Raw genomic sequence first — 10,184 nt, forward strand, 5'->3', positions numbered from 1 at the left:
GGAAACGGCCCGCAATGACGAAACCTCGTGTGGTGATCGTGGGGGCCGGGTTCGCCGGTTACCACGCGGCGAAGACGTTGAGCCGGATCGCTCGGGACCGGGCCGAGATCGTGGTGCTGAACTCCACGGACTACTTCCTGTACCTGCCGCTGCTGCCCGAGGTGGCGGCAGGCGTGGTCGAGCCCTCGCGCATCGCGGTGCCGTTGACCGGCACCCTCAAGGGCGTCCGGGTGGTGATCGGCGAGGCGGACCACGTCGACCTGCAGAACCGCTGGGTCGGCTTCACGCAGCCCGAGGGGGAGAAGAACCGCCTGGCGTACGACCGGCTGGTGCTCGCCGTGGGCAGCGTCAACAAGCTGCTGCCCATCCCGGGTGTCACCGAGTACGCGCACGGCTTCCGCGGTCTGCCCGAGGCCGTCTACCTGCACGACCACATCGTCCGCCAGGTCGAGCTGGCCGAGCAGGCCGAGGACCCGGCGGAGCAGCAGGCCCGCTCCACGTTCGTGGTCGTCGGGGCGGGCTACACCGGCACCGAGGTCGCCGCGCACGGGCAGCTGTTCACCGACGCGCTGCACGCGCAGCGGCCCCGGCTGACCGTCCGGCCCCGCTGGATGCTGCTGGACGTCGCCCCCCGGGTGCTGCCCGAGTTGGACAAGCGGATGTCCGAGACCTCGCACAAGGTGCTCAACCGGCGCGGGGTGGACGTGCGGATGGGCACCTCGGTGGCCGAGGCGACCTGCGACGGGGTCAAGCTCACCGACGGCGAGTACGTGCCGACCTGCACGCTGGTGTGGTGCGTGGGGGTGCGGCCGGACCCGTTCGTCAACGAGCTGGGTCTGCGCACCGAGCGGGGCCGGCTGGTCACCGACGAGTTCCTCAACGTCCCCGGCTACCCGGAGGTCTTCGCCTGCGGCGACGCCGCCGCAGTGCCCGACCTGGTCAACCCGGGGCAGATCTGCGGCATGACGGCACAGCACGCGCAGCGGCAGGGCAAGCGTGTGGCGCACAACATCGCCGCGTCGTACGGCTTCGGGCAGCGCAAGCCGTACAAGCACCACGATCTGGGTTGGGTCGTCGACCTGGGCGGCAAGGACGCCGCCGCCAACCCGTTGCACGTCAACCTGGCCGGGCTGCCGGCCAAGGCCGTCACCCGGGCGTACCACCTGATGGCGATGCCGGGCAACCGCACCCGCGTGGGGGCCGACTGGGTGCTCGACGCCGCGCTGACCCGCTCGGCCGTGCAGCTGGGGCTGGTCCCGGCGAACGCGGTCCCGCTGGAGAGCACGTCGCCGGAGGTCGCAATGCACGGCCGCTGAGCGCAACGCGTCGATTCCGGCCGGTCAGCCCCGCGAGGTGGCGGGACCGGCCGGTCCGCGCGGTGGCACAGCCGGCGGCGGCGGCTCGGGGTCCGCCGGTGGGGGTGGGTTCAGTCGTCGCGGCCCGTACTCGCGCAGCAGGATCTGCACGATGCCGGCGGCGGGGATGGCCAGCAGCGCGCCGAGCAGCCCGGCCAGCTCCGCCGCGAGCAGCACGCTCAGCAGCACGGTCAGCGGGTTGAGCCGGACCGCGCGGGACAGGATGAGCGGCTGGAGCAGATGGTTCTCCACCTGCTGGTACACGACGAAGAAGACGAGCACGATGATTCCGGCGGTGGGGGAGTGCAGGAACCCGGCGCCGGCGGCGAGCACCGCGCCGATCGTCGCCCCCACCAGCGGTATCAGGTCGGCCACCGCCACCAGCAGCGCGATCACGCCCGCGAACGGCACCCCGGTCAGGGCCAGCACCAGAAACGTCAACACCCCGCAGATCACGCTGATCAGCAGGTTGCCGGTGAGGTAGCCGTTGACCGTGCGCGACACCTCCCGGCCGACCCGGCGCAGCCGCTCGCCCGCACCGTCCCCGGCCGCCGCGAGGAGGCTGCCGGTGATCCGCGGCGACTCCAACACCATGAGGTACGCCAGCACGACGACCGTGACCAGCCCCGCGACGGTCTCCAGGACACCGCGCAGCACGCCGACGGCGGGTTGACGCAGCCGGCTGCCGGCGTCGCGCAGCTGGTCGGAGTGCTCGCTGACGTAGCGGCGTGCCCCGGTGCGTTCCAGGAGCTGGCCCACCGGGCCGCGGCCGGCGCGCGCGTCGCGCAGCAGCTCGGGCCCCCGATCGGCGAACCGGCCCAGCTCGTCCAGCAGCGGCACCAGGATGACCGTGGCGAGGACCGCCAGCACGACGAACGCGGCGAGGAAGACGAGCAGCGTGGCCACCGCCCGCCGCCGCACGAAGCGACGTTGCAGCCAGTCCACAGCCGGTTTGAGCGCGACTGCGAAGAAGGCGGCCACCACCGCCCAGACCAGCACCCGGCGGGTCGCGTACACGAAGGCCAGGGCGAGCGCGGTCGCCAGCACCAGGCCGATCACGACCAGGGCCCGGCGGGCGGTGGTCCGATCGTCGGCGTTGCTCACCCGGCGGGCCTTCCCCGCGCGCACCCTCGGAAACCCGGCAATGCGGACGCGCGGGCTCGTCCTGGGCCGTGGCTGACAAATGGTCTTCGAGGGGCCCGGCTCGTCCTAGTGGGCGAGTTGCTGGAGCCAGTCCTGCAGGAGTGCGGTCTCGACGGGGCGGAGCGGAACGTCAGTTGGATCCGCCCCGCCGAGGGCGGCATCGAGCGCGAGGGCGCGAGCGGCGAGGGTGGAGTCCGGGGCGGGGCTCGTGTCGGTGGTCAGGGTGTCGATGAGTGCTTCCCGCATGCGCGGTGAGACCTCCGGGTCGCGTTCGCTCTCGGGGATGCCGATCAGGGAGAGCGTGGTGCCGGTTACCGCTGCCAGCGTGAGGTGGGCGGCAAGGACGGGCGGCACCCGTAGGCGGCCGTCGGAGGCGGCGCGGCCGAGGAACGTCATGAGGAGTTCTTGAGCCTGCTGCGCGGCAGGTGGGCGCCGGCCGGGGCGGTCGGTGCCGTACATCAGCAGGTAGAGGGCGGGGTGTTTCAGGCCGAAGTCGACATGCATGTCCCATCCGCGGCGAATGTCGTCGACCGGGTTGCCGCTCGACGACAAGGTGTGCTTCTGCGCCAAGTAGAGATCGAAGGCGTGGATGGCCAGCGACGACAGGAGCCCGTCCTTGTCGCCGAAGAGCTGGTACAGGGAGGCGGCACGGATGCCTGCCGCCGCTGCGACGGCGCGGGTGGACAGCGCCTGGGCACCCTTTTGTTCCAAGAGCTCGGCTGCGACTTCCAGGATCTGCCGGCGACTGCGGGTCTTCGCATCATCCACGGTTGCAATGCTACGGCATAAGGCGTATCACTGGTTCGGTCAGCGCTACGGAAAATACCGTCGCAGTGATACGGCAGGAGAGGTCGATGAATCGTGTGGGATACGGCGCCATGCAGCTTGCGGGCCCTGACGTCTGGGGATTCCCGGCCGACCCGGAGGCGGCGCGGCGGGTGTTGCGCCTGGCTGTCGAGCTGGGCGTGACCTTCTTCGACACCGCGAACGCCTACGGGCCACGAACGGTGAACCAGCTGATCGGGCAGGCGCTGGGACCGATCCCCGAGGGCGTGATCGTGGGCAACAAGGTCGGCGCAGAGCGCGGCCCGGACAAGTCCTGGGTCGTCGACGGTCGCCCGGAGACGATCCGGCGGCAGGTTCACGAAGCCCCTACCGACATGGGAACGGACGCGAGCGAGCTGACCTACCTCCGACTCGTCGGCGACACCCCCGGCGCACACCAGGACGTACCCCTGGAGGAGTCGCTCGGCGCACTCGTCCAGCTGCGAGACCAGGGGCTGATCCGCCGCATCGGCCTGTCCGGCGCCTCCCCGCAGGTGCTGGCCCGCGCCCAGCAGATGACCCCCATCGCGGCGGTGCAGAACCGCTTCAACCTGCTTGACCGCAGCGGCGTCCAGGTCCTCGCCGACTGCGAGACCCAGGGCATCCTCTTCATCCCCTACTTCCCGCTGGCCGCCGGACGGCTCAGCGGCCACCACGAGCTGACCGGCCCGGCAGAGCGCCTGGGTGCCACACCGGCCCAGATCGCACTGGCCTGGCTGCTGCGCCGTTCGCCCTCCATGGTCGTCATCCCCGGCACGAGCAGTACCGACCACCTGCGGTCCAACATCGCAGCTTCCGACGTTGCCGAACAATTGACCGACACCGAGGTCGCGCGCCTGACCGGACTCGTCGACGAGTCGCAAGCGGTCCTCGGCCAGCCCACGCCACCCGCTCATGGCCACCGCTGAAAGGGCCCCGGGGGAAGAAGGCACGGCCTAGTCGTCGGTGAACGGGTGGGCGCCGGCGACGAACGTGTCCAGCGCCGCGGCGTGCAGCAGCCCGCCGGGGATCGGGTCGCGCAGGGCCGCCGCCGCGAGCCGGCCGACCGGCAGACCGCCCGGGCGGTGCGTCGCGGCGAGCACCAGGTTGCCGTAGCGCCGGCCGCGCAGCATCCGGCGGTCCCCGAGCACGCAGACGTCGCCGAAGACCGCGCGTAGCGTCGCCACCTGCACCCGGGTGCCGACCAGTGGCGGCAGGTCCGTGACGTTGACCAGGTACAGCCCGCCCGGGCGCAGGGCACGGGCCACCTCGGCCGCGAACTCCACGGTGCGTACGTGGCGGGGCATCCGGGCCGCCCGGTAGATGTCGGCGATCACCAGGTCGTACGCGCCGGGCGCGGTGGTGGTGACGGCGTCCCGGGCGTCGGCGACCTCCACCCGCACCTCGGGCGGCAGCGGCGGCAGCTCCCGGGCGACCAGCTCGACCACCGCCCGGTCCCGCTCGACCACCCGCTGCGCGGAGCCCGGCCGGGTCGCGGCCAACCAGCGCGGCAGCGTCAACGCGCCGCCGCCGAGGTGCAGCACGCTCAGCGGTACGCCCGCAGGGGCGGCCAGCTCCACGGCCGAGGCGATCCGCCGGACGTACTCGAAGTGCAGGTGCCGGGGATCCTCGACATCGACGTACGACTGCTCGACGCCGGCGGAGAGCAGCGTCCGTCCGGTTCGGCGGACCGGATCGGCTACCAGCTCCAACCGGTCGGCGGCACGGTTCATGACGGGCACGCTAACCGAGCGGCTCGCGGACCCGTCGGGCCGGTGTGCCGCGTACCGCGCGTGCCACAGCGGACGGGCCGGCGGCGCGGGAGGTACCCGCGTCCGCCGGCCCGCGTGCGCCGTCGGCGGTGGTCAGCCGCTGGCCATCCCCGCGCCCACCTCGTCGATGGCGTCGTCGATCGTGTGGGCGAGGTCCACGTCGAGCGCGGTCACCCCGTCGGCCTGGTTGGTGCGCACGGTCAGCACGGCGGCCGTGCCGCCCGGACGTCCGATGCTCGGGCCGCGCCCGGTCTCCTCGCGCAGCCGGTCCAGCCGGGCGAGCACCCGGTCCAGGTTGTCCGGCGGCAGGGCGATCACGCGATACAGGCCGCCACTGTCGCCGGCCCAGTACGGCAGGTCGTCCAGCGCAGCCCGGAGCTGGGCCTCATCCAGCGTGGGTGTGGTGGTGGAGGCGCCCACGATGCCGCCGCCGGCCGCCGGCGGGTTCAGCAGCTCCCGCAGGCCGTCGGGGACGTGCAGGGACTCGACCAGGTCGCCGTCCTGGTCGGCGAGCGCGGCGAGCGTCGCCTCGACCTGATAGCGGGCCTGCTCCGGCGTACGTCCGCTGATCCGGCCCACCTCGGCCAGGAAGCCGGGCAGGTCGCGGTGCCGCTCGATGCCGTCGACGGGCACGACGTCGTGCAGCGAGTTCGGTACGGCGGCGAGCAGGCGTTGCCGCTCCGCGGCGTCCAGTGCGAAGGCCAGCACCAGCACCGTCGCCTCGGCGCCCACCTTGGCCGTCGAGAAGTCGACGCCGGACCGGCGTCGGACGTCGTCGACCAGATCCTGGTAGCCGACACTGTTCACTCCGGCCGCGCCGCCGGGTGGCGGCTGCGGGCGCGGATTGTCCGCCGTGCCCTTCGACGGCGGGGCCGGTCCACCGCGCGTGGTGTCCGACTTGTGCCGTCCGGCCGGCGGCGGGCCGGCCCGCTTGCCCTGGTCCAGGCTGGTGAGCTGCTTGGAGGCGCTCAGGCTCGCGCCGAACTCACTGGGCTGACCGCCCTGTTCGCGGGCCTGCCGGGCCAGCGCCCGGCGCCGCTGGTTGTCGCCCTCCATCTGCTTGCGCATGGTGACGCCCCTTCCGCTGGGGATCGATCCTGCGCCCGTCGCGTTCCCGCCGCCCCGGGAGCCGAAACGGACGCCGCCGGCCCGGTAGGGCGCAGCGTCGATGAGGCTTCATCCGCCCGGGGTGAGGGGTGCTCACCCGTGCGGCCCGCAGGATCGGGGCAGGACCGCAGTTCTTCCGAGGTACGCGGAAGGAAGGTCGTCATGAAACAGATCGTCGAGATCGTTCCCGCTCGACCCGGCTGGTACGCCCGCTGGCAACTCGCGCCCGACGCCACCCGGTGCTATCCGGTGAGCCTGTGGGCGTTGCTGGAGGAGGCCGACGGAACCGGCCGGGAAGTGGTCGGAATGGACTGCATCGGCCAGTGGCCGGGTGCGGACGACAACGAGGCGGGTGGGGAGTTTGTCCGCTACCTGTACCAGACGCCCGACTCGGGGGAACCCGACGACATCGAACCTCCGTCGGCGGTCGAACTGCGCGACGGCGGCCCCCGGCTCCAGCCGATGACCGCGCCCTAGACATTCCTCCGGCCCCCGACCCCAGGTCCCAGGGTCGGGGGCCACCCCCCTTTGGTTAGGGGTGGCGACCAGGTGGTGGGTGGGTGCGGTCGTCAGCCCAGGGCGCGCAGGTGGGTGGCGTCGTCGTCGGCGACGGTGTGCTCCACGGCCAGCAGGTCGGTGAGCCCGGTGCGGTCCAGCAGCTGCTGGAGGCGGGCGCTGACCCCGGTCAGCCGGATCGCCCCGGCGCCCCGGTGCACCATCAGCAGGGCGCTGAGGCCCGACGAGTCGCAGAGGCCGACACCGGCCAGGTCGATCGTCACGTGCTGCCCGCCGTGCAGCTGCGCCGCGGCGGCGATCAGCTCCGGGGCGGTGTCGTAGTCCAGCTCACCGGTCAGCCGCAGCCGGACGTGACCGACGTCGAGCCGGGTCACCTCGATGGTCAACAGCTGGTGGGACATTCCACCATCGTTCCCAGTCGGGCGGCGGAACGCAAACCCCGGGGCCGCCGAGCCGCCGGATCACGCGCTGGCGGCGGACCGCGGCGAGCCGGGGCCGATCGCACGTGTCGTCGGCAGCGGCCGGTCGAGCAGCGCCGCCACCCCGGTGATGTCCAGGATCGTCGCCAGAAAGCGGGGGACCGCCCGCAGTCGCAGGGTCGTGCCGACCTCCTGGCCCTCCCGCCACGCGTGCACGATCACACCCAGACCGCTGCTGTCCATGAAGTGCAGGTCGGCGAAATCCAGCACGACGGCCCGTGGCGCGTCGGCGAGGACCCGGTCGACCTCGGCGCGCAGCGGCGCCACGGTCAGGTACGCCAGTTCGCCGCCCACGCGGATCAGGGGCATGTCGGGATCGGATCGATCGACGGACACGCTCAGCTGGGTCGCTTCGGGGCCGCGCCCTTCCGATGCCACGATCACGCCTTTCCGCACGCGGCGGTTCCAGCCGGTGCGAGGGGATCGTAACAACCGTCGGGCGGGTCCGCCCGGTACGCGACCGAGGCCCCGCGACCTGCCGTGGGATGCCGGTCGCGGCGGACCGGCGTAGGGTGGTCGGAGAGATTTGACCACAGACGCCGGTTCCGGTGCGGGTTCGGGTGGACGACAAGGAGTGAGGCTCAGCTGGTGACTGCTTCCGACGTCAGGGACACCGACCCGGGCGACGGACGGATCTCCACGCCGAGCACCACACGGCCCCCGGCGTGGTCCGCCGACGCGCCGTCCTGGCCGACTCCCACGCTGCCGCCGCTGGCCCCCGACCGTGATCGGGCCGCGCCCGACTGGTCCGAGGTGGTCGAGCACTTCCGCGAGGGCCTGGTGGTCTGCGACGCCGGCGGTGTCGTCGAACACGTCAGCCCGGTGGCCGAGCGGTTGCTGCCCGAGGTGGTCCCCGGTGTCGCGCTGGCCGCGTCCGGCGTCGCCGGTCTGGGCGAGGGGCGCCCCGGCGGCTTCACCCACCACGGTCGTCGGCTCACCGCCCGCCAGGTGCCCCTGTCCGCCGGTCGCTGCTGCTGGTACGTGGAGGACGTCACCGAGAGCGTCAGCCGCGCCGACGCGCTGCTCGCCGAACGGGCCCGCTCGGCGTTCCTGGCCGTGGTGGGCGACAAGCTGGGCAACCCGCTGCACCCGGACCGGGCCGCCGCGGCGGTCGTCCGCCTCGCCGTGCCGACCCTCGCCGAGGTGGCCGTGCTGGTGCTGGCGCCGCGTGCGGGGCGAGCCCGGTGGTGGCGGGCCTCCCGCGCCGACGACGAGTCGCCGATTGTCGACAGCGGCGTGCTGACCGGCCCCGCCCTGCCGGCCGCGATCGCCGAAGCGCTGACCGGAGTCGAGCCGCACGCCCTCGACTGGCTGGTGGAGCAGGCTGTCGACGCCGGCTGGCTGCCCGGCCTCACGGGCGCCGACAGCGTCGCCCGCGTCGTTCCGCTGCCCGGCCGGGACGCTCCCGTCGGGGTGCTGCTGGTCGCCCGACGGTCCAGCCGGTGGTACGACGAGGACGACGTCGGGTTGATTCGTGCCTTCGCAGCCCGGGCCGGCGCGGCGCTGACCACCGCCCTGCTCTACCGCGACCAGGCCGAGGTCGCCGACACCCTGCAGGCCAGCCTGCTGCCGGTCGAGCCGGTCGAGACCGCCGGTGTGCAGTGGGGCACCGCGTACCGTCCGGCCCAGGCGGGGCTGCGGATCGGTGGCGACTTCTACGGCTCACACCGGCTCGCCGACGGCGGTTCCGTGTTCTTCCTCGGCGACGTCTCCGGCAAGGGCGTCGAGGCGGCGGTCTTCACCGGCCAGCTCCGCCAGTGCCTCCAGGCGCTGCACCGGGTGGAGTCACACCCGGGGCGCCTGCTGCGACTGCTCAACGACGCGCTGCTGGAGACGACCCAGGCGCACGGCCAGGGCCGCTTCGCCACCATCGTGCTCGGCGTGGCCCGTCCGCAGCGCGACGGCGGCGTCACCCTCACGATGGCCGGAGGCGGGCACCTGCCGCCGCTGGTGCTGCGCAACTCGGGCGAGGTCGAGTCGGTGCCGCTGCGCGGCATGCTGATCGGCGTGGTGCCCGACCCGCGCGTCGGTGAGGTGACCGTGCGGTTGGCGCCGGGCGAGACGTGCCTGCTCTACAGCGACGGTGTGACCGAGGCCCGTGGGGGCCGCCGCGGCGACGAGCTGTTCGGCGCCGAGCGGTTGGTCACGGCCCTGACCGGCTGCCAGCGGATGCCGGCGCCGGCCCTGGCCGAACGCGTCGAGCAGGTCACCTGTGACTGGCTGGGGCACGGCGACCACGACGACATCGCGGTGCTGGCGTTGCGGGCGGTCAGCCCGGGCGGGCGGGGCGCGCGGCACCTGCACGCGGTGCCCACCTCGACGAGCGCCGACGAGCAGAGGGAGAGCCCCGCGTGACCGCCCCCGCCACGACCACGGACCTGACCGACGCCTACCCCGGCTACCTGGCCTGCCTCGCCGACGCCGACGAGTACGCCGCGATCGACGTGGCGCTCGGCCTGCTCGACGCGGGCGTACCGCCGGAGCGGGTGCTGCTCGACCTGGTCGCGCCGGCCCAGGCCGAGGTGGGTGAGCGGTGGGCCCGCAACGAGTGGAGCGTGGCCCAGGAGCACGCGGCGACCCACATCAGCGAGCGCGTGGTGGCCGCGGTGGCGACGCACGCCAACCCGCGCCCGACCGGCGGGCGGATCGTGGTGGCCTGCATGGACGGCGAGTGGCACGCGCTGCCGCCCCGGTTGGTGGCCGAGGTGCTGCGGCTGCGCGGCTGGCAGGTGACCTTCCTCGGCGCCAGCGTGCCGGCGGCGCACCTGGTGTCGTACCTGCACCGGCATGACGCGCAGGCGGTCGCGTTGGCCTGCGCGCTGCCGATGCGGCTGCCGCACGCCCACCGGATGATCGAGGCGTGCCGGCGTTCGGACGTGCCGGTCGTGGTCGGCGGGCGGGGCTTCGGCGCGGACGGCCGGTGGGCGGCCCGGCTCGGCGCGGCTTGGGCGCCGAACGCGCCGGCGGCGGCCGAGTTGATCGCCGACGAGCGGGCGCTGCGGCGGGTG

General features: G+C 73.5%; 11 protein-coding genes. 5 read left to right on the forward strand and 6 right to left on the reverse strand.

The features are described 5' to 3' along the window. Nucleotides 1–14: 14 nt before the first annotated feature. A complete protein-coding gene (locus tag B0E54_RS25445; RefSeq protein WP_234588590.1) occupies nt 15–1,316 on the forward strand; it encodes an NAD(P)/FAD-dependent oxidoreductase in 1,302 nt (433 codons plus the stop codon). Between the two features lie 24 nt (nt 1,317–1,340). Here B0E54_RS25445 and B0E54_RS25450 read toward each other — a convergent pair whose 3' ends face one another. Next, nucleotides 1,341–2,483, reverse strand: a complete 1,143-nt coding sequence (locus tag B0E54_RS25450) for an AI-2E family transporter (RefSeq protein WP_234588591.1) — start codon at nt 2,481–2,483, stop codon at nt 1,341–1,343. Between the two features lie 81 nt (nt 2,484–2,564). After that, nucleotides 2,565–3,266 (reverse strand): TetR/AcrR family transcriptional regulator, encoded by a 702-nt coding sequence (locus B0E54_RS25455; RefSeq protein ID WP_234588592.1) that lies wholly within the window; start codon nt 3,264–3,266, stop codon nt 2,565–2,567. An 86-nt stretch (nt 3,267–3,352) separates the two neighbouring features. Between B0E54_RS25455 and B0E54_RS25460 the strand changes: the two genes are divergently transcribed. After that, a complete protein-coding gene (locus B0E54_RS25460) occupies nt 3,353–4,231 on the forward strand; it encodes an aldo/keto reductase (protein ID WP_234588593.1) in 879 nt (292 codons plus the stop codon). Between the two features lie 27 nt (nt 4,232–4,258). Here B0E54_RS25460 and B0E54_RS25465 read toward each other — a convergent pair whose 3' ends face one another. Both B0E54_RS25465 and B0E54_RS25470 read right to left on the reverse strand, forming a co-directional pair. Beyond that, nucleotides 4,259–5,035, reverse strand: a complete 777-nt coding sequence (locus B0E54_RS25465; RefSeq protein WP_234588594.1) for a spermidine synthase — start codon at nt 5,033–5,035, stop codon at nt 4,259–4,261. 132 nt (nt 5,036–5,167) lie between these two features. Then, nucleotides 5,168–6,142 carry a DUF2267 domain-containing protein gene (locus B0E54_RS25470; RefSeq protein ID WP_234588595.1) on the reverse strand — a complete coding sequence of 325 codons (975 nt, stop codon included), beginning with the start codon at nt 6,140–6,142 and terminating at the stop codon, nt 5,168–5,170. Between the two features lie 201 nt (nt 6,143–6,343). Here B0E54_RS25470 and B0E54_RS25475 point away from each other — a divergent pair, with 201 nt between their 5' ends. Continuing rightward, nucleotides 6,344–6,658, forward strand: coding sequence for a hypothetical protein (locus tag B0E54_RS25475; RefSeq protein ID WP_234588596.1), 315 nt, complete (start codon nt 6,344–6,346; stop codon nt 6,656–6,658). Nucleotides 6,659–6,750: 92 nt separating this feature from the next. On the opposite strand, the gene B0E54_RS25480 is transcribed toward B0E54_RS25475, so the two are convergent. Both B0E54_RS25480 and B0E54_RS25485 read right to left on the reverse strand, forming a co-directional pair. Next, nucleotides 6,751–7,098 (reverse strand): STAS domain-containing protein, encoded by a 348-nt coding sequence (locus B0E54_RS25480; RefSeq protein WP_234588598.1) that lies wholly within the window; start codon nt 7,096–7,098, stop codon nt 6,751–6,753. 60 nt (nt 7,099–7,158) lie between these two features. After that, the gene (locus B0E54_RS25485) at nt 7,159–7,485 is read right to left on the reverse strand and encodes an STAS domain-containing protein (RefSeq protein ID WP_234588600.1); all 327 of its coding nucleotides are present in this window, start codon (nt 7,483–7,485) and stop codon (nt 7,159–7,161) included. A 279-nt stretch (nt 7,486–7,764) separates the two neighbouring features. Here B0E54_RS25485 and B0E54_RS25490 point away from each other — a divergent pair, with 279 nt between their 5' ends. After that, nucleotides 7,765–9,531, forward strand: a complete 1,767-nt coding sequence (locus tag B0E54_RS25490; RefSeq protein ID WP_234588603.1) for a PP2C family protein-serine/threonine phosphatase — start codon at nt 7,765–7,767, stop codon at nt 9,529–9,531. Continuing rightward, nucleotides 9,528–10,184 (forward strand): B12-binding domain-containing protein (locus tag B0E54_RS25495; protein WP_234588606.1); only part of this gene is annotated, 657 nt, incomplete at its 3' end. The genes B0E54_RS25490 and B0E54_RS25495, both read left to right, overlap by 4 nt.

It is taken from the genome of Micromonospora sp. MH99 (genome assembly GCF_021442385.1).
Lineage (GTDB): Bacteria > Actinomycetota > Actinomycetes > Mycobacteriales > Micromonosporaceae > Micromonospora.

What these genes read in the sequence shown, in the direction of transcription:
- B0E54_RS25445 (WP_234588590.1), top strand. Translation starts at nt 15, where the DNA reads ATGACGAAACCTCGTGTGGTGATCGTGGGGGCCGGGTTCGCCGGTTAC.
- B0E54_RS25460 (WP_234588593.1), top strand. Translation starts at nt 3,353, where the DNA reads ATGAATCGTGTGGGATACGGCGCCATGCAGCTTGCGGGCCCTGACGTC.
- B0E54_RS25465 (WP_234588594.1), bottom strand. Translation starts at nt 5,035, where the DNA reads ATGAACCGTGCCGCCGACCGGTTGGAGCTGGTAGCCGATCCGGTCCGC.
- B0E54_RS25470 (WP_234588595.1), bottom strand. Translation starts at nt 6,142, where the DNA reads ATGCGCAAGCAGATGGAGGGCGACAACCAGCGGCGCCGGGCGCTGGCC.
- B0E54_RS25475 (WP_234588596.1), top strand. Translation starts at nt 6,344, where the DNA reads ATGAAACAGATCGTCGAGATCGTTCCCGCTCGACCCGGCTGGTACGCC.
- B0E54_RS25480 (WP_234588598.1), bottom strand. Translation starts at nt 7,098, where the DNA reads ATGTCCCACCAGCTGTTGACCATCGAGGTGACCCGGCTCGACGTCGGT.
- B0E54_RS25485 (WP_234588600.1), bottom strand. Translation starts at nt 7,485, where the DNA reads ATGCCCCTGATCCGCGTGGGCGGCGAACTGGCGTACCTGACCGTGGCG.